This window comes from Sulfitobacter sp. HNIBRBA3233 (assembly GCF_040149665.1).
In the GTDB taxonomy this organism is placed as follows: domain Bacteria; phylum Pseudomonadota; class Alphaproteobacteria; order Rhodobacterales; family Rhodobacteraceae; genus Sulfitobacter; species Sulfitobacter marinivivus.
The window spans coordinates 69,384-86,534 of the sequence record NZ_JBEFLP010000003.1; the positions used below are offsets into that span (position 1 = coordinate 69,384).

Here is a 17,151-nt window from a genome sequence, read left to right on the forward strand (position 1 = left end):
AAGGCCCCGTGCTCATGACACAGCCAGATCATAAATCGCCCGTGCTGGCGATTGTGACGATCCTGCTGTGTGCAGGCCTTTTGTTTGCGGGCAACGGGTTGTTCCAGACCCTGCTGCCCATTCGCGCGGGGCAGGAGGGCTATACCGCCGCGATGATCGGCGTAATGGGCACGGCCTATTTCGGCGGCTTTACCATCGGCTGTTTCGTTGGGCCAAGACTGATCAGCGCGGTTGGCCATGTGCGTGTATTCGCGGGGCTAACCGCGCTTTTGACAGCGACGTTTTTGGCCTTTCCGCTTTATGTTGACCCGTGGGTCTGGGGCGGCTTGCGCATCGTCAGCGGTATTTGCATCGCCGTGATCTATGTCGTCGTCGAGAGCTGGCTGAACGACGCGTCCTCAAACGCCAATCGCGGGCGGGTCTTGTCGGTTTACATTATCGTGACAAACATCGTCACGATGATTGGACAGTTGTTGGTGAACGCCTCTGATACAGCTGGTTCGACCCTGTTTCTGGTCGTTGCAATCCTGATTTGTCTTGCGATTGTGCCGATCAGCCTGACGCCCACGCCGGCTCCTACTCCAATTCCAGCGGCGCGGCTGGACCTTCGCAAGCTCTATGCGGTATCTCCGGTGGGTATTGTCGGCTGCTTCTCATCAGGCATGGCTGAAGGTGCGTTCTGGTCGCTGGGTCCGGTATTTGCGCAAGGGCGGGACATGATCACCAGCGACATCGCACTGCTGATGGCAGCTTTCGTGTTGGGCGGCACGCTGTCACAATGGCCACTTGGCTGGATTTCAGACAAGATTGATCGGCGAATTGTGATTGGGATAGTGTCTTGCGGCACCGTGCTTTCAGGATTGGCCATTGGCTTTGACGTGACCGCGCCCGGGGCACCGATACTGATGCTGGCAGTACTGCACGGCGCGCTCATGATCCCGATCTATGCCTTGTGCATATCCCATGCCAATGATGCCGTCCCCAACGCGCTGATGGTGGAGACCAGCGGCGGATTGATCCTCGCCTTTTCCGTTGGGGCCACAATTGGCCCTGTAGCGGCGTCCCTGTTCATGAGTGGCAATTCCGAAGGCGGGTTGTTTCTTTTTATCGGTCTGGTGTTGTTCCTGTTTGGCATCTTCGCGTTTTTCCGGCTCGCTGTGGACACGCGCCAGCGGATCAAGGACAAGGTACACTTCGCGGCAACACCGGCGGCATCACACACCGTATTCCCGCGAGAGGACCAGCTTTAGCTGTAGGTTTCTTCCAGAACAACGTCGAAATCCTGGTAGTCGCCAATGCAGTCACGCACCCACTCCGGGTTGTGATAGGTATCCAGATACCGATCTCCACTGTCACAGAGCAGGGTCACGATGGGGCCCTCTCGTTTTGCCTGTCGCATATCCTGCGCAATCTGCAACGCCCCCCAGAGGTTTGTCCCGGTCGACGGGCCGGTCTTGCGCCCGATCAGTTTTTCCAGCCACAGCATCGTCGCAATGCTGGCCGCATCGGGCACCCGGATCATCGCGTCAATGACGCCGGGCTGGAAGGAATGCTCAACCTTGGGCCGCCCGATCCCTTCGATACGACTGGATTTATCTGACCGCAGATTGCAATCACCGGTCATGTAACCATCATAGAAAACTGAGTTTTCAGGGTCCACGACTGTCAGCTGTGTATCATAGCCCTTGTAGCGGATATAGCGACCCAAGGTGGCCGAAGTGCCGCCTGTGCCCGCGCTCATCACCAGATGGGCCGGGACGGGGTGGGGTTCATACGCCATCTGCGTGAACACGCTTTCGGCGATGTTGTTGTTGCCGCGCCAATCGGTTGCCCGTTCGGCATAAGTGAACTGATCCATGAAGTAGCCGCCGATCTGCTCGGCCAAGGCGACGGAAGCGTCATGCATCTGCGGTGCGCTGTCCACGAAATGCGTCTGACCGCCATAGAACTCGATCAGACGGATCTTGCTGCGCGCGGTGCTTTTGGGCAGGACCGCAATGAAAGGAACCCCGATCATGCGGGCAAAGTAGGCCTCGGACACCGCTGTGCTGCCAGAGGACGCCTCAACCACGGTTGTGCCTTGCGTGATTTTGCCGTTGCACAGGGCGTACAAAAACAGCGATCGCGCCAGCCGGTGTTTCAGACTGCCGGTCGGATGGGTGCTTTCGTCCTTGAGGTAGATATCGACGCCTTCGAGCCGCGGGATCGGGAGTTTGAACAGATGCGTATCGGCCGAGTGGCGGGCATCCGCGTTGATCTTGTTGATTGCGTCCGTGATCCACTTGCTCATGTTATCATCCCGCGCTCTTCCTAGATTGATTTCAGCAAGAGCAATACGGCCCCGCCGGACGCAATGAAAAGCATCACAAAGCGCCCGATGTTGCGACTCATGTAGCCTCTATCCCGCTTTTCATTAGCATACCCCACGATCAAACCGGGCAGCATCAGCAGCGCAGGAAATGCCAGATGTAACGAAAAGACACCCGCGACACTCCGCGCGATCAGAGATGAGATTTAGGAAAACGTAAAGACCAACACCATTGTCGGCCGTGTCTTTTCAATTGGTTCGTTTTGATACAGGACGACCAGAGCCCCCCGGGAATGCCGGTGGCAGTCCCCATTACCCCAACGGCCACGCCACAGATTGCAAGATTGCCGGATGTCATCGCAAGTGCTTTTGCGAAGACAGTGATTGCAACAGCCACAAGGATCTTAAGGGCAAATACAATACCCAGAATGTCGCCCGGCAATAGCATGATGATTGCCGCACCAATCAATGTGCCCACAAAGATCGTCGGAAGCAGCAGTGTCACCTCTTTGCGCACCACGAAACTTCTGCCGTCGCCCAACATCAACAATGAAAGAAACAAGTTCACGAACAGCATCGGGCCTGGCACGCAATCAAAACTGATCAATGCAAGTAGCGGGGCGGCGATCATGCCAAACCCCATGCCGGTAGAGGTCTGGACAAGGGATGCAAAGACGACAAAACCGTTGGCGACCAAAAGAGATGGGAGCGACTGCGTCAGTTCCAATTCATCTCATCCCTTGTCGCGATTGCGCGGGCGGATTGACCGCTGGGAAGTGGGGCGGGTCACACCCGCTGCGCAATCAACTGAACGCCTTGGGCGGTTTTCTCAAGCGGTATCGAGCAATAGCCGAGCCCGAAAACTTTATCGGATGATCCTCACGGCGAAAGCCGGGCACGCCTGCCCCTCCGTCGCTTAGGCAGTGCGCCCGGGGGGTATCGAACAGCGTACGTTTCAGAACCTCACCCTGAGCGTCGACGGTTAAACGCAACGTCCGACCATTGTAAAAGAACGTGATACGCCAACGACCTGCGTCCTCCTCCACCCCGGTCTCACTACGGCTCGTGATCGTACCTTGTCGCATCAGGTCGGGCACGTCGGCGGGGGCCAAATCAAACGATGTGGCGATCAGTTCGGCCGGGACCAGAAAGCGGTTACCGTCAAAGGTAATCACGTCCGGCGTTGTGGTCGGCCTGGAACTTGATGTCGTCATTTGTCTGCCTCATATGCTCTGCGATTGGCGCAATGCGATGTCGGCGAGCGTGCTGCGGTCGAGCGATTCCAGAAAAGCGGTCTCGGCCACACGCAGCCGTGCTTTGAGACCGCAGGAGCCATCGAGCGTGCAGGCATTTCCGGTGGAGAAGCATTCGACCAAGGGCTGATCTTCCTCCAGCAGCTTGATCAACGCCCCGAGCGGGATATCACTTGCCGGTTTGGCAAGCCGTGCTCCGCCGCCTCCCCCACGCCGCGTTTCGACGACACCGGCTGCCGACAACCGCTGCATGATCTTGCTCAGGTGATTGCGGGACAGACCGAACTCATCGGCCATCTCAGCCGTGGAGTGGGCGCGGTCCGGCGCACCAGCCATGCGCATCAGCATGCGAAGGCCGTAATCCGTAAAAGATGTGAGACGCAAAGGGCTCTCCACTACATGAATAGGTATTTACAATACCCATTAGCAGGTCTACGTCTTGGTGCAACGGAAAAACCCTCAGGACGCCAGAATGGTCGGCATGCAATCAGAACAACCTCGCATTTCATCAGCACGACCCGAGATGACCCGCGCGATCATGGACAAGACCGGCCTCGATCAAGGGATGCTGACGGATTTGGTACATCGATTTTACGGCAAGGTTCGCGCAGACAGTGTTCTCGGACCGATCTTCGCAAGCCGCATCACCGACTGGGAGCCACATCTTGCGCGGATGATAGCCTTCTGGTCGTCCGTCGCGTTGATGACAGGGCAGTATCACGGTGCACCGGTGCCGGCGCATGCGCATCTGCCGGTAACACGGACGCATTTCGACCGTTGGCTGAGCCTGTTTCGCGAGACCGCCTATGAGACCTGCCCACCTGCCGGTGCCGCGCATGTGATGATCCGCGCCGAGCGGATTGCACACTCTTTGCACATGGCCGTGGAGGACACGGCTCGCGCCAACTCAAAAACCGTTCCAAACCTGCGCTGACGAAAGGATGCTGCAATGCCTGATGCAAGCCCGCCACAAGACCCTGCTGAGCTGACCCGGTACATCGAAACGCGCTATCATGAGCGGCACCGCGAACAGCTTCCCGTGCTTGCCCAGATGGCCGAACGGGTCGAAACGGTGCATTTCGGCGATGATGATGTGCCGGAGGGTTTGTCCGCCCTGCTGGAGCGGATGATCGGCGAGATGGAAGTGCATATGAAAAAAGAGGAACTGATCCTCTTCCCCGCCATCCGCAAGGGGGGGATGCCCGGCATCGAAAACCCGATTGCGGTCATGCGTGCTGATCACGACGATCACGCCACCGAAATTGCCGAGATTCGCCGTCTGACCGGCAATTTGACCTTGCCGGCGGGGGTCTGCGGCACCTGGACTGCGCTTTACACCGGGCTGGCGGGGTTCCTCGGCGACCTGGAGGAGCATATGCGCCTGGAAAACGATGTCTTGTTCCCACAGTTCGAGCCGGCTTGAGGGCGCTCGCGAAATGGGGATCACAGACACTGGAAGCCGTTTCGCCTCGCCGCCGTGCCTCGCGGGCGAGATCGCGCCAGACTATTTTGATCCGATGGCGGTGGATCCCGAACAGGCGCGGGACGTGGCGCGATGGCGAACGTCGGAACGTGCGCGACTGCGCGCCGAACGCCAAGCGCTCAGCGTCAGCGACCGTGCAGCCGTGGGAGCGGCGGTCTCCAGGCATCTGCGAGAGCTGCTGTTAACGCGCTTTGACGGCGCGCAGGGCAAGGTGATCTCGGCGTATTGGCCAATCAAGGGAGAGCCCGATCTGCGACCGCTGATGGCCGATCTGCACGCGGCACGTGTCACAATTGCTTTGCCATTGGTCGAACACAAAGCGGCGCCGCTTGTCTTTCGCCGCTGGACCCCCGACACAATCATGGTGCGGGGGGATTGGAACATTCCCGTCCCGCCGCCCGAGGCAGACGCACTGACACCCGACATAACGCTGGCACCATTGGTGGGCTGGGACAGCGCAGGCTTCCGACTTGGCTATGGGGGTGGCTATTTCGACAGAACGCTGGCCGCGCTGCGTCCGCGGCCTTTTACCATCGGTATCGGGTTTCACTCCGCCTGCCTGACAACGATTTTCCCACAGCCTCACGATATTCCCTTGGACGTCATCCTGACCCAAGAGGGCGCGCAAGTTTTGAGACAAACACCATGAGCAGCACAGCTGAGCAAATGCGCGCCTGGCGTGGCCCGGCACTGCTTACATTCGGCTTTCGCCCCTTTTTCCTCGGGGCTGGGGTCTGGGCCGTACTGATCATGGCGCTTTGGGTGCCAATGCTGTCTGGTGCTCTGACAGTGCCGACGGCCTTCGATCCGGTGTCATGGCATGCGCATGAATTCCTGTTCGGGTATCTCTCGGCCGTCGTTGCGGGGTTTCTGCTGACGGCGGTGCCGAACTGGACCGGTCGTCTGCCGATTGTTGGCTGGTCGTTGGGCGGGCTGGCTGCGCTTTGGGTGGCAGGGCGCGTTGCCGTAGGGCTGTCGCTGCTGCTGCCGCCTCTCGTGGTCGCCGTCGTCGACCTCGCGATGCCGGTCGCCCTTGGGTTTGTGATCGCGCGCGAGATTGTCGCGGGCAAGAATTGGAAGAACCTTATCGTTCTCGGCATGCTGGCCGCGTTCACGCTTGCCAATGCGCTGTTTCATTGGGAGGCCGCGACTGGCTCCTATGCCGCGCAAGGCTATGGCCTGCGCCTGGGGCTTGTCGCTGGCGTGATGATGATCGCCGTGATTGGCGGGCGGATTGTGCCGTCTTTCACGCGCAACTGGCTCGTCAAACGTGGTGACGGACAATTGCCGACACCGCCGATGCAGAAACTCGACAAGGGCGCCCTGCTGCTGCTTCTAGCGGCGCTTTTGATCTGGGTCGTCTTGCCGGTCCACTGGGTCGCGGGCTTCGCGCTTCTTCTGGCGGGGATTGCGCATGCCCTCCGTCTGGCGCGGTGGGCCGGGTATCGCACGGGACCCGAGCCGCTGGTTGCCGTTCTGCACGTCGCCTATGCCTTTGTGCCGCTGGGGGCACTCGCCATCGCCGCGGAAACTCTCCGGCCGGACCTCTTCGGGGCGGCAGCGGCACAGCATATTTGGATGGCCGGGGCGATCGGGCTGATGACGCTGGCCGTGATGACCCGTGCCACGCTGGGGCATACGGGCAAGCCGCTGACGGCCGGGATCGGAACGGTTGGTGTCTATCTTGCTTTGATTGTGGCGGTTCTGGCTCGGGTGGGTGCGGGGGTCTGGCCGTCCGAGGCGGACTGGCTGCACCTGATCGCGGGCCTTGGCTGGATCACGGGCTTCGGTGGGTTCGTCATGATTTATGGGCCTCTGCTGCTGCGATTACCGCCGGACAAGCGACCCGGAGACTAGGGAAGTGGGCTGGTTGGAATTTGCATTGGCTTGGGTGGGCTTCATGGTCACCCATTCGCTCCCCTTGCGCGCTCCCGTACGGCCGTGGTTGCAGGCCCGGTTGGGCCAACGCGGGTTCACGATTGCCTATTCTGTTTTGTCGCTGGCCGCGCTGGTGTGGCTGATCGGAGCCGCCGGGCGCGCGCCTGTCGTGCTGCTGTGGAACTGGACGCCGTGGCAGGCGCATGTTCCACTTGCTGCGATGCTGCTCGTCTGCGTGATCCTGGCGCTCGCCATCGGGCGGCCGAACCCGTTTTCCTTCGGCGGCGCGCATAACGACCGCTTTGATCCGACGCACGCTGGAATAGTTCGGATGACGCGGCACCCGATACTTCTGGCATTGTCGCTTTGGGCGTTGGCGCATATCGTGCCCAACGGCGATCTGGCGCATGTGCTCTTGTTCGGATTTTTCGCGATCTTCGCCGCGATCGGCGGGCGTCTTGTCGACCGGCGGCGGCAGCGTGACATGGGGGTGGCGTGGCACCGTCTGCATGCCGAGGTGACATCCAGCCTTGGGACTGCCAGACCGACCTCCTGGGGCGCGGCGATCGTCCGCGGGATCGCTGGCGTCGCGTTTTATGTCGGCTTGATCTGGGTGCATCCATGGTTGTTTGGTGTCAGCCCGCTGGGCTGAGAAAACCCATGATTGATTCCGATCAAGGCGCGCGCACCGAGATCGGCTACAGTATCTTGCAGCAGTTGATGCATGGAACCGCTTCCGATGAAAACGCTTCGGCAAATCCTGGACGAGAAGGGCACGGAGGTCTTCAGTGTGACGCCTGATGCCACCGTTCTTGATGCCATCCAGGCGATGGCCGATCATGACATCGGGGCGCTTGTTGTTCTGGATGGTGAGATGCTGGTCGGGATTATTACCGAGCAGCATTACGCACGAAGGGTTTTTCTGAAGGGCAAATCCTCTCCCAAAACCAAAGTCAGGGACATCATGACAACCCCGGTTGTCTGCGCCGATCCCGGCCAGTCAACCGATCAGGGTCTGGCTTTGATGACGGAAAAGAAGATACGTCATTTGCCGGTCATCCGTGAGAACCGGGTCATTGGCATTGTCTCGATCGGCGATCTGGTAAAAAGCAAGATCAGCGACCAGCGCTTCGTGATCGACCAACTGGAGCGATACATATCCGGGTAGCGAGCGCTTTTGTGGTGCCCGGATAACCGGTGACGCCGCGCGTCTCATTTTGAGCCGAATTGCGCCAGATCAAGGTATTCAGTGATTCTACGCATAAGGTGAGCATGTGCAACACAGGGGAGGTGTGTCTGCCATGACAACAAGCTTGTTCGAGACAACGATTGGTGCCTTCGAAGAACGCATGGCGCTCAGGCGGAAAATGCTCAACGTCACGGGTGTCACGCTCCCGAAACGGCGTATGCCGAAGGACGTGGAAGACAAAATTCGCGACACCATTATCAACTGCTACGAATGCAAGAGCGGCGACACCTGCGCAAGCTGGCTTGCGACAGCGGAGGATGGCGTGCCGCCGCCCGCGTTCTGTCCGAACCGGAACACGATCCTGCGTTTGAAGGCAGACGGCTACACAAAGGAACCGGGCGCATGACCATTCGTGAGGCACTTGGCAGCTTTTACGCGGTCCGCGAGGCGCGGTTGGGCCAGATGGGAGGTATGCTTGATATCACCGGCGCGATGACGGCCCTTGAACGCGGGCTGTGTGGGGACTCGGAGCTTCAGTCAGCCGTCATCAGATGTCTGAACTGTCGGAATGACGAGGCCTGCAAGGCTTGGTTGGCAAAGGCCGAGCACGGTGCTCCGCCACCGTCCTTCTGTCCGAACGCACAGCTGTTTGACGGGCTGAGACCGCGCTAAGTCACTTTACGCGCCGAGAACGTCCTCGATCCAGGTTTTGGCCGCCACGGCCCGCGGCAGGCCCAGCGTGCCGATCGCCAGTTGTCGCGTAGCCCCTAATTGTGAGATGAGAAATCCAACGAAATCAACGGCTGTCCTTTGCCCTTAAATATGAGATTTTGCCTTTAATTCCGATATTCTTGCCCTTAAACCTGAGACAGGGTTCACAGACATGTGCGGCAAATATCGATGGATGATGATGGCGAAGCCTCCGTTGCAGTTGGTGCTGAAGAGTCGCGCAGGGCCGCCGTGCTACGTCCGCTTGTTCAGGCATATCTCAATGGGGCTGGCAGTCTGGAGAGCGGCATCAATGACGCCGTTTGGGAGCTTGGTGTCAGCAGGGCGACGGTCTGGCGTTGGATAAAGCGGCTGGCGGAAGAGGGTGGGCGCACCAGCGCGCTGGCTCCGCGGAAACGGGGCCGTCCAGTCGGTACGGCCTTGATATCAAGCAAGGTCGAAGCGGTGATCGAAGAGCATCTTCGCCGTTATTTCTTGCGCCGGGAACGATCCAGCCTGTCGCGTGTTGTGACCGAAATCCGCAGCGCGTGCTGGCAGCAGGGCTTGCAACCGCCGACACGGCGGACGGTTCAGCGTCGTCTGGATGCGATGGATGCCCGCGAAGTTGCGAAGGCACGAGAGGGCGCAAAGGTTGCCCGCCAGAAATTTGCGCCAGTCACAGGTGAGAACAAGGCCAGTGTGCCACTGGAGATCGTCCAAATTGATCATACGCCGGCGGACATCATTCTTGTCGACAGCTTTGAACGCCAACCAATTGGGCGGCCTTGGGTCACGCTGGCGATCGACATCGCAACGCGGATGGTAACGGGATATTTCACCTCTCTCGAGGCACCTTCGCGTCTGTCAGTGGCGCTTTGCCTGACACAGGCGGTAGCCCCCAAGGCGGAACTTCTGGCGGAATTGGCGTGCAATATTCCTTGGCCCGCACAAGGCAAACCGCAGAGCATCCATGTCGACAATGGCCGCGATTTCCGGTCGCGGGCCTTTCGGTCGGCATGTGCGGAATGGGGGATCGATCTGATCTATCGGCCGCCGGGAAGTCCTCACTTCGGGGGTCACATCGAGCGGTTGATCGGGACAATGATGGGGGCCGTTCACCTGTTGCCGGGAACAACGCAATCCTCGATCGCGGCCAAGGGCGACTATGACGCCGAAGGCCAGGCCACGATGACCCTGAGCGAATTCGATCATTGGTTTGCTCTCGAAATCTGCCGTTACAACAACAGCATTCATTCAAGCCTTGGCTGTACGCCCGTTGCCAAATGGGAAGCGCTCTCAGAGCAAATGACGGGCGACATCCCCTTCGAGATGGAAGCCTTTCAGGTGAGTTTCCTGCCGAGCGAACTGCGCAATGTCAGGCGTGACGGCATCCATCTGTTCCAGATACGGTACTGGTCCGATGCCCTTGCAGGCCACATTGGACGCGGCGATGGAAAGGTGGTTGTTCGCTACGATCCTCGCGATATCTCAATGATCTGGGTTGAACTGGAAGATGGCCGATATGTTGAGGCGCGGTACAGAAACCTGGAAATTCCGCCCGTCTCGCTCTGGGAATATCGCGAAGCCATGAGGAAGGCTCGGGCCCTTGGCAAGTCCGGGTCCAACGAGCTGGTGCTGGCTGAGCTGATCCGAAAGCAACGCCAAATCGAGACTGAAAGCCGGGGCCTGACGAAGGCCGAACGCAGAACCCGTGAAAGAAAAGTGACATTGGAGGGCGCCAACTCAGCCGTCTCGTCAACCGAAGGGCTGCGCCCGATCGACACTGGTGATACATCGCGCCCATTGTTCAAGGTGGAGAGATGGTGAATTGAGGGCAAGGACAACTGAGGAAGACGGTCGGATCGCCCTCATTCAATCGGATATCTGGATCGGCTTTCCGCGGGCGGAACAGGTGTTGGACCGCTTGCAGGGTCTGATCGAAGCGCCACGGCAAACCCGTATGCCTGGGCTTCTTGTGCATGGTGCCTCCGGGATCGGCAAGACGATGATCGCCCGAAACCTGTCGCGCAAATACGCACCAGAATACGATCCGGCGTCAGGCATCACTCGCACACCGCTGCTGCTGTTGCAAGCGCCGCCCGCACCAGACGAACGGCGGTTCTACCTGCACATCTTGGCCGCCGTCGGCGCCCCGGCGACGGCACTGAGCGCCCGCGCTCAAAATGTGGCTTCCCTCGAAGTCCGCGTCATCGCGCTCCTGCGCGACCTTGGCCTTCGGATGATCATGATCGACGAGGTTCACAACCTCTTGGCCGGGACCCACCGCGAACAGCGCCGCTTTCTCAATGTTCTGCGGTATCTTAGCAATGAACTCGAGGTGTCGCTGGTCTGCCTCGGGGTCAGCGAGGCCGTTGATGCCATCCGTGGTGATATCCAGCTTGCCAGGCGGCTGGACGAACATCACCTGCCAAACTGGCGCGACGATGCCGAGTTCTCGGACATGATCCAGACACTCATCGCGGCAATGCCCCTCGAGAAGAAATCCAATCTGAAGGTCAAGTCACTCAAGCAGATACTTGCGCTGACCGGTGGGGTGACCTCGCGCATCTTCGCCCTGATCAAGGATCTTTCCATCGACGCCATTGTCACAGGTGATGAATGCATTACTGATGACGCGATCGCAAAATGGACGCCGGTTTGGTCGCGCCATGCGAACGCCTATCGGCGACTCGAGAAGTCCGGGGTGTGAAGCCGCACCCGCTGCCGAAAACTGTCGCGCCGCTGCCAGACGAGTTGTTGTCAGGTTGGTTATCTCGGCTGGCGGCGGCCAACTACTGCGATGACGCGGAACTGTTGGCTCATATCAAAATTGATACCGCGCATGGCACCGCCTTGGACTTCAGTGTCGACGCGGCCACGGCGGAGAGGATTGCCAACGCCGCACGAGTCGACCCAGATGTTGTGCGATCGTTGACCTTTCCGGCAATGACCCCACGAGAAGCCTCGCTGACGGCTCAGATGCCATTCCAGCATTGCGTGCAATGCTCCAGAGAGGGTCTTTCGCTCAGGCATTGGAGGCGGGCCTGGGCATTTGACTGCCAAGTTTGCGGGACGAGACTTGTGCAGACCCTTGGCAAACCCCGTGAGGAACAAATATCCGGAAAACTGATATTCCGAGCGCGCCGCGGGGCAGGGATGCTTGAGTGCGCCGCGCGATCGCGCCGCCCCAAGCAACTTCGGCGCGCAATGCGCGCAGTCACCTTTGCCATGTCACTCAAAACCTTCCGCGGGGATCCGTCGTTCGCTGTCCAGAACCCCAGATCGGAAGTTAGGCTGTTCTGCCTCGCCGCAATCGCCGCCGCTCGATCTCGGCCCTTGGCTAAGGCAGCCATCGTCAGCAAAAGCATCGACGACTATGCAAGGGTTGCTTTCTTGCGCGCCTTCGAGAAGGAGCCTCGATTGCTTGCCGCGGTTTATCACATCGCGCAAAGGCGCGCGAAAAGCGCCGGCCCCATGACAGCCGCATCTCACAATTAAGGGCAAAAATTGCCGCCAAACGCGCCCCGTCTCAGATTAAAGGGCAACGCGACACCTGAACAAGGTGGTCGGCCCGAAGATCGGCGGGGCCGAGCATCTCGCGTTCGACGTGATCAATGGGCGGATGACTATTCTCGACAGCGCCAAGAGTTTATCGGACGGCGAAATTGCAGAACTGGTCGCAAGCACCGGCATGACCGCCAAGCCCTGGGATGCCGAAAACGCGTCGGTCGACCAGGCGGCCCATCTTGCACGCCAGCGGCTGTTTACGGCGCTCAGTGGCGGCTTCTGGGCCGCGGGATTTCTGTGGCACATCATCGAGACCGGCATGGGGGCGGCACTCGGCCTCTTCGCAGGGCACGGCGAAGCGCCAATGCCACTGGTCGAGGCAGGGCTATTCGCGGTTGCGATCCTGTTCGGTGTCTGGCTCGTGGCACCCAAGGCATGGTCGTCCGCACGACGGCTGTCGCCCGACATGAACCTGCTGATGGTCGTCGCAGTCGCGGGTGCAATTGGCCTCGGCGAATTTTTCGAAGCGGCAACGGTCGCGTTCTTCTTCTCGCTCTCGCTTTATCTCGAAAGCTGGAGCGTCGGGCGTGCGAGGAATGCGGTTTCAGCTCTGCTCGACCTGGCGCCGCCGACGGCAAGAGTTCTTTATGATGACGGATCGGAAGCGGACGTTCCGGCTTCTGCGGTTGCTATCAACGCACGTTTCATCGTGCGCGGCGGAGACCGCATCCCATTGGATGGTGAGGTTGTCGACGGGGCAGGGGCCGTCGATCAGGCGCCAATCACCGGAGAGAGTGCGCTGGTCCCAAAGGAACGGGGCGACGAAGTCTATGCCGGTACGATCAACGGCGAAGGCACACTGACGGTGCGCGCCACGAAGGCCGCCTCGGACACCGTGTTGGCCAAGATCATCCGCATGGTCGGCGACGCCCATGCCCGCCGCGCGCCGGTGGAACAGTGGGTGGCGAAGTTCGCCCGCATCTACACGCCTATCGTCATGGCTCTCGCCGTTGCAATTGCCCTGCTGCCGCCGCTCATTTTCGGTGGGGCCTGGGATTATTGGTTCTACAATGCACTCGTGCTGCTGGTGATCGCCTGCCCGTGTGCTCTGGTCATCTCGACACCGGTCTCCATCGTCGCTGCACTCACCGCCTCAGCGCGGGCCGGGGTGCTGATCAAGGGAGGTGCATATGTTGAGGCACCGGGCAAGACCACTGCACTGGCCATGGACAAGACCGGCACGATCACCATGGGCGAGCCCGAGGTGGCGGCGGTGCATCCGCTGGGCAAAGCATCGGCGCAAGATCTGATGACCCTCGCCGCTGGGCTGGAGGCACGTTCCTCGCATCCCTTGGCGCGCGCCATTCTCGCGCGGGCAGAAGCCGACGGCATCAATGTGTCCGCCGCGGAAGATACCCGAACCGTTCCCGGTAGGGGACTTGAAGGACGCACAGACGGCCGGTCGATCTGGCTAGGGTCCGACCGGTTTGCCGAGGAGAAGGGTTTCGGCGACGCCATTCCGAAGGATTTGCGCGACCGCATCGAAGGGGCTGGCAGCACCCTTGTTGCCGTGGGCGACGACACCGGCGTGACCGGCATCCTGGAATTGCGCGACCGTATCCGCCCCGACGCCAAGGGCATCGTGGCACAGCTCCACGCGCAAGGCGTGAAGACCATCGTCATGTTGACGGGCGACAACGAGCGGACAGCGCGCGCCGTTGCAGCCGAGGTCGGCATCGACGAGGTCCGTGCCGAACTTCTGCCCGAAGACAAGGTGACTGCCATCGAAGAACTGGTCGAAACGCATGACATGGTGGCCATGATCGGCGACGGGGTGAACGACGCCCCCGCCATGGCGCGTGCGCATTACGCCATCGCGATGGGTGCTGTTGGTTCGGACGCGGCAATCGAGACGGCGGATATTGCCCTTATGACCGACGACCTCGGCAAGGTGCCTTGGCTGATCGGTCATTCGCGCCGGACAATGTCGATTATCCATCAGAACATCGGTATTTCCTTGGCGACCAAGGGCGTTTTCGTCGTCGCTACTGCGTTCGGAGTGGCATCGATGTGGGGCGCTATTGCAGCCGACGTAGGAGTGGCATTGCTGGTGGTGGCCAACGCCCTGCGCCTGCTTAACAGCCAAGTGGCCAAGGTGCCGCCGTCCGGCGGTGAACAGGTTGGTCCACAGATGGCAAAGGCCGCGCTGGCCCACGGACATTGATCACGCAGCATTTGCAAGGTAACGTAGTGTCCATATCAGACCTCACGAAAGAGGCATCGAGCAGTGAAAACCATCCGATTTCCCCGCCGCGCCGTCCTGTTGGGCGGGTTGGCAGCGTTCTTGTCCGGCTGTGCCAGCAAGTTCCGCAGCTATGGCGGACCCGAGGTGACCCGTGTTCGGCTCTACAAGGGGCAGCGCTCGCTTGTTCTGGACGGAGTTGATCGCGTATTGCAAACCTATCCGGTCGGACTGGGTTTCGCGCCCGAGGGTCACAAGCAATTCGAGGGAGACGGTCGGACCCCGGAGGGCACCTACATAGTAGATAAGCGCAACCCCGACAGCACCTACCATCTTTCGATTGGCATCTCTTATCCGAATGAGGCCGACATCGCTTTTGCCGAGGCGCAGGGCCGATCCCCCGGGGGCGACATCTTCATCCATGGTGGTCCACGACCCGGCATCGACCCAACGGACGTCCGCGACTGGACAGCTGGCTGCATCGCGGTCACAGATCGGCAGATCGAGGACATCTATGCAATGGTGAAGGACGGAACACCTATCCACATCTTTGCATGACGGTGTTTCTCATGCGGAGGTGGCGCGCCGTCGCATTGGTCGCCATTGCCCAGCTCCACGAAGCCAAGATGAGCGCCAGCAGCATCCAGTCCCCGAAGCTCGCGTAGAGTGTCGGCGGTCGCGCGGAGGGCAGGCTAGCGTCGATGATGCCCGTTTCGCTGGTATCGAGCCGCGCAACGATCTCTCCGCTCGTGTCGATGACCGCAGAGATGCCCGTATTCGCGGCTCGAATGACAGGAAGGCCTTCCTCTACGGCGCGCATACGTGCGGAAGCCAGATGCTGCTCAGGTCCGATGCTGGTGCCAAACCAGGCGTCGTTGGTTGCGTTGAAGATCCAGTCTGGCCTGAACAGGTCGTCGACCACATGGCTTGGGAAGATGATCTCATAGCAGATCGCCACGGCGACCAGCGGCACACCCGGAAGCGCAAGCGTTCGCGGGCCCGGTCCGGGCGTAAAATCGCCCAGACCCGCCGTGAGCCGCTCGATGGGCAACCAGCCACGGAATGGCACATATTCGCCGAAGGGTACGAGATGGTGTTTCGCGTATCCGGTCAGGATTCTGCCGGTCGCGCCAAAAGCCTGGACCGTGTTGAAATATCGGGTGCCATCCTCGCTCGGTACACGGTCCGGCACACCGGTGAGCAGCACCCTGCCCTCTGTGAGCGCAGCGGCAATGCGATCCCGTGCCTCCGTATCCTCATCGAGGAAACCCGAAAAGGCGGTTTCCGGCCAGAGAAGCACGTCGAAATCGCCGGGCAGGGTTGAAAGCTCAAGATAGCGCGCGAATGTCGCCTCGCGGTTCTCGGGCGCCCATTTCTCCTCTTGTGGAATGTTGCCCTGGACAATGCGCAGGTCGACAGTGGGTGGCTGTTGTGCATCCGACTGGAGGCGAAGCGTGCCGACAGCCCACATCGTCGCGATGCCGGCCAGCGCCACGAGCGAGATGCTCAATCGTTGCCGCCCGGACGCCATGACAACAGCGCCGGGGAGCAACGCGACGAACACGGTGAGAAAGCTTAGCCCATAGCTTCCGACCCAGGCGGCGGTCTGGCGAAGGGCGGCATAGTCCACAAGTGCGTAACCGGCCAGGTTCCAGGGAAACCCTGTCAGAACGTGACCACGCAACCACTCGGCCACGGTCCAAGAGGTCGCGAACAGGAGGCAGTTCAAGAGACTGCCCATGGCTCCGCGCCGCGCGATTTCGGCGAAGAGCACGGCGGCAATGGCCGGGAAAATCGCGAGACCTGCGGACAATCCCGCGACCGCCGGGATCGCCATCGTCCCAAACCGCTCGGCCTCGACGTAGAAACTTTCCGCGATCCACGAAATCCCGAAACCGAACTGGCCAAGACCAAACGCCCAGCCGACGAGGAAAGCGCGCCCGAAGGAGAGATCGCGAAGACCGACAAACAACGCGGAATAGGCAATGGGAACAAGCAAGAGAAGCGAGAAAGGCGGGAAAGTCAGAACGGTCAGCGCCCCGGCGACGAAACCAATCGTCATCCGCGAAAGAAAACGGTGGCGCAGAGCGATGCGGTTCAGAATTTCCGGCTTCACGACTTGATCGAACGCCGCGCGCTGATCCATGGCGCGGCGAGCAAGAGCCCCACGCCACTGACGACAAATACATCGGCCAAGTTGAAGGCAGGCCAATGTGTTGTGCCAATGTAGAAATCGAGAAAGTCTGTTACAGCCCGATACCGCACACGATCGATGACATTGCCCAGGGCTCCGCCAATGATCGCGCCATAGGCAAGTGTTTCGACCGCATTTTCGGCGCGAAACAGCATAACCCCTAGCCAAACACAGATGGCAAGAGCGAGAGCGATTAGGCTCCACCACGGAGCGCCGCCCAGCATCCCGAAAGTCACGCCGTCATTACGATAAAAGACGAGGTTGAATCCCGGAAACACGGAAATCCCGACGCTTAAAGTGACGGCATTCGCAACGACAATGGCTTTGGTGATCTGATCGATCGCGAACGTAGCAAGCGCTGCAAATACGCCGATCATCGGAGATACTTT

20 protein-coding genes are annotated in these 17,151 nt (G+C 60.1%); 14 read left to right on the forward strand and 6 right to left on the reverse strand.

Translation table 11 applies throughout. The features are described from left to right. The first annotated feature begins 14 nt into the window (after positions 1 to 14). Positions 15 to 1,250 carry an MFS transporter gene (locus ABMC89_RS16205; RefSeq protein WP_093994246.1) on the forward strand — a complete coding sequence of 412 codons (1,236 nt, stop codon included), beginning with the start codon at positions 15 to 17 and terminating at the stop codon, positions 1,248 to 1,250. On the opposite strand, the gene ABMC89_RS16210 is transcribed toward ABMC89_RS16205, so the two are convergent. The 4 genes from ABMC89_RS16210 to ABMC89_RS16225 all read right to left on the reverse strand — a co-directional run bounded on the left by ABMC89_RS16210 (position 1,247) and on the right by ABMC89_RS16225 (position 3,945). Beyond that, the gene (locus tag ABMC89_RS16210; protein WP_349569818.1) at positions 1,247 to 2,290 is read right to left on the reverse strand and encodes a PLP-dependent cysteine synthase family protein; all 1,044 of its coding nucleotides are present in this window, start codon (positions 2,288 to 2,290) and stop codon (positions 1,247 to 1,249) included. The two genes, ABMC89_RS16205 and ABMC89_RS16210, sit on opposite strands and share 4 nt — an antisense overlap. Before the next feature lie 211 nt (positions 2,291 to 2,501). Then, positions 2,502 to 3,035 carry a TSUP family transporter gene (locus tag ABMC89_RS16215; RefSeq protein ID WP_349569820.1) on the reverse strand — a complete coding sequence of 178 codons (534 nt, stop codon included), beginning with the start codon at positions 3,033 to 3,035 and terminating at the stop codon, positions 2,502 to 2,504. A 76-nt stretch (positions 3,036 to 3,111) separates the two neighbouring features. Next, positions 3,112 to 3,522: a DUF6522 family protein gene (locus tag ABMC89_RS16220; RefSeq protein WP_349569822.1), complete on the reverse strand. Its 411-nt coding sequence runs from the start codon at positions 3,520 to 3,522 to the stop codon at positions 3,112 to 3,114. A 9-nt stretch (positions 3,523 to 3,531) separates the two neighbouring features. After that, positions 3,532 to 3,945 carry an RrF2 family transcriptional regulator gene (locus ABMC89_RS16225; RefSeq protein WP_108887225.1) on the reverse strand — a complete coding sequence of 138 codons (414 nt, stop codon included), beginning with the start codon at positions 3,943 to 3,945 and terminating at the stop codon, positions 3,532 to 3,534. Positions 3,946 to 4,084: 139 nt separating this feature from the next. Here ABMC89_RS16225 and ABMC89_RS16230 point away from each other — a divergent pair, with 139 nt between their 5' ends. The 13 genes from ABMC89_RS16230 to ABMC89_RS16290 all read left to right on the forward strand — a co-directional run bounded on the left by ABMC89_RS16230 (position 4,085) and on the right by ABMC89_RS16290 (position 15,126). Beyond that, positions 4,085 to 4,495 carry a group III truncated hemoglobin gene (locus ABMC89_RS16230; protein WP_108887226.1) on the forward strand — a complete coding sequence of 137 codons (411 nt, stop codon included), beginning with the start codon at positions 4,085 to 4,087 and terminating at the stop codon, positions 4,493 to 4,495. A gap of 15 nt (positions 4,496 to 4,510) precedes the next feature. Beyond that, positions 4,511 to 4,984 (forward strand): hemerythrin domain-containing protein, encoded by a 474-nt coding sequence (locus tag ABMC89_RS16235; RefSeq protein ID WP_093994242.1) that lies wholly within the window; start codon positions 4,511 to 4,513, stop codon positions 4,982 to 4,984. Between the two features lie 94 nt (positions 4,985 to 5,078). Continuing rightward, positions 5,079 to 5,693, forward strand: coding sequence for a 5-formyltetrahydrofolate cyclo-ligase (locus ABMC89_RS16240; RefSeq protein WP_349569824.1), 615 nt, complete (start codon positions 5,079 to 5,081; stop codon positions 5,691 to 5,693). Next, positions 5,690 to 6,901 (forward strand): NnrS family protein, encoded by a 1,212-nt coding sequence (locus ABMC89_RS16245; protein ID WP_349569826.1) that lies wholly within the window; start codon positions 5,690 to 5,692, stop codon positions 6,899 to 6,901. Before ABMC89_RS16240 ends, ABMC89_RS16245 begins: the two co-directional genes overlap by 4 nt. A gap of 4 nt (positions 6,902 to 6,905) precedes the next feature. After that, complete coding sequence (locus ABMC89_RS16250; protein WP_245820677.1) at positions 6,906 to 7,574, forward strand: NnrU family protein; 669 nt, start codon at positions 6,906 to 6,908, stop codon at positions 7,572 to 7,574. A gap of 72 nt (positions 7,575 to 7,646) precedes the next feature. Further along, positions 7,647 to 8,090, forward strand: coding sequence for a CBS domain-containing protein (locus tag ABMC89_RS16255; protein WP_349569828.1), 444 nt, complete (start codon positions 7,647 to 7,649; stop codon positions 8,088 to 8,090). A gap of 145 nt (positions 8,091 to 8,235) precedes the next feature. Then, on the forward strand, positions 8,236 to 8,517 hold the full coding sequence (locus ABMC89_RS16260) for a DUF6455 family protein (RefSeq protein WP_349569830.1): 282 nt from the start codon (positions 8,236 to 8,238) through the stop codon (positions 8,515 to 8,517). After that, positions 8,514 to 8,783: a DUF6455 family protein gene (locus ABMC89_RS16265; protein ID WP_349569832.1), complete on the forward strand. Its 270-nt coding sequence runs from the start codon at positions 8,514 to 8,516 to the stop codon at positions 8,781 to 8,783. The genes ABMC89_RS16260 and ABMC89_RS16265 overlap by 4 nt, the downstream gene beginning before the upstream one ends. Before the next feature lie 228 nt (positions 8,784 to 9,011). Continuing rightward, on the forward strand, positions 9,012 to 10,646 hold the full coding sequence (locus tag ABMC89_RS16270; RefSeq protein ID WP_349569834.1) for a TnsB C-terminal domain-containing protein: 1,635 nt from the start codon (positions 9,012 to 9,014) through the stop codon (positions 10,644 to 10,646). Further along, a complete protein-coding gene (locus ABMC89_RS16275) occupies positions 10,606 to 11,529 on the forward strand; it encodes a TniB family NTP-binding protein (protein WP_349569836.1) in 924 nt (307 codons plus the stop codon). Before ABMC89_RS16270 ends, ABMC89_RS16275 begins: the two co-directional genes overlap by 41 nt. Then, positions 11,526 to 12,317, forward strand: coding sequence for a TniQ family protein (locus tag ABMC89_RS16280; RefSeq protein ID WP_349569838.1), 792 nt, complete (start codon positions 11,526 to 11,528; stop codon positions 12,315 to 12,317). Before ABMC89_RS16275 ends, ABMC89_RS16280 begins: the two co-directional genes overlap by 4 nt. Before the next feature lie 64 nt (positions 12,318 to 12,381). Continuing rightward, positions 12,382 to 14,550, forward strand: a complete 2,169-nt coding sequence (locus ABMC89_RS16285) for a heavy metal translocating P-type ATPase (protein WP_349569840.1) — start codon at positions 12,382 to 12,384, stop codon at positions 14,548 to 14,550. Positions 14,551 to 14,613: 63 nt separating this feature from the next. After that, the gene (locus ABMC89_RS16290; RefSeq protein WP_349569842.1) at positions 14,614 to 15,126 is read left to right on the forward strand and encodes a L,D-transpeptidase family protein; all 513 of its coding nucleotides are present in this window, start codon (positions 14,614 to 14,616) and stop codon (positions 15,124 to 15,126) included. On the opposite strand, the gene lnt is transcribed toward ABMC89_RS16290, so the two are convergent. Then, positions 15,107 to 16,714, reverse strand: coding sequence for an apolipoprotein N-acyltransferase (gene lnt, locus ABMC89_RS16295; RefSeq protein ID WP_349569844.1), 1,608 nt, complete (start codon positions 16,712 to 16,714; stop codon positions 15,107 to 15,109). The genes ABMC89_RS16290 and lnt overlap by 20 nt on opposite strands. Then, on the reverse strand, positions 16,681 to 17,139 hold the full coding sequence (gene lspA / locus ABMC89_RS16300) for a signal peptidase II (protein WP_111734010.1): 459 nt from the start codon (positions 17,137 to 17,139) through the stop codon (positions 16,681 to 16,683). Before lspA ends, lnt begins: the two co-directional genes overlap by 34 nt. Between the last annotated feature and the right edge of the window lie 12 nt (positions 17,140 to 17,151).

Excerpts from the sequence above, each read along its gene's own strand:
- ABMC89_RS16220 (WP_349569822.1), bottom strand. The coding sequence starts at position 3,522 with ATGACGACATCAAGTTCCAGGCCGACCACAACGCCGGACGTGATTACC.
- lnt (WP_349569844.1), bottom strand. The coding sequence starts at position 16,714 with ATGGATCAGCGCGCGGCGTTCGATCAAGTCGTGAAGCCGGAAATTCTG.
- ABMC89_RS16230 (WP_108887226.1), top strand. The coding sequence starts at position 4,085 with ATGACCCGCGCGATCATGGACAAGACCGGCCTCGATCAAGGGATGCTG.
- ABMC89_RS16240 (WP_349569824.1), top strand. The coding sequence starts at position 5,079 with ATGGCGGTGGATCCCGAACAGGCGCGGGACGTGGCGCGATGGCGAACG.
- ABMC89_RS16210 (WP_349569818.1), bottom strand. The coding sequence starts at position 2,290 with ATGAGCAAGTGGATCACGGACGCAATCAACAAGATCAACGCGGATGCC.
- lspA (WP_111734010.1), bottom strand. The coding sequence starts at position 17,139 with ATGATCGGCGTATTTGCAGCGCTTGCTACGTTCGCGATCGATCAGATC.
- ABMC89_RS16205 (WP_093994246.1), top strand. The coding sequence starts at position 15 with ATGACACAGCCAGATCATAAATCGCCCGTGCTGGCGATTGTGACGATC.
- ABMC89_RS16270 (WP_349569834.1), top strand. The coding sequence starts at position 9,012 with ATGGATGATGATGGCGAAGCCTCCGTTGCAGTTGGTGCTGAAGAGTCG.
- ABMC89_RS16245 (WP_349569826.1), top strand. The coding sequence starts at position 5,690 with ATGAGCAGCACAGCTGAGCAAATGCGCGCCTGGCGTGGCCCGGCACTG.
- ABMC89_RS16235 (WP_093994242.1), top strand. The coding sequence starts at position 4,511 with ATGCCTGATGCAAGCCCGCCACAAGACCCTGCTGAGCTGACCCGGTAC.
- ABMC89_RS16265 (WP_349569832.1), top strand. The coding sequence starts at position 8,514 with ATGACCATTCGTGAGGCACTTGGCAGCTTTTACGCGGTCCGCGAGGCG.
- ABMC89_RS16255 (WP_349569828.1), top strand. The coding sequence starts at position 7,647 with ATGGAACCGCTTCCGATGAAAACGCTTCGGCAAATCCTGGACGAGAAG.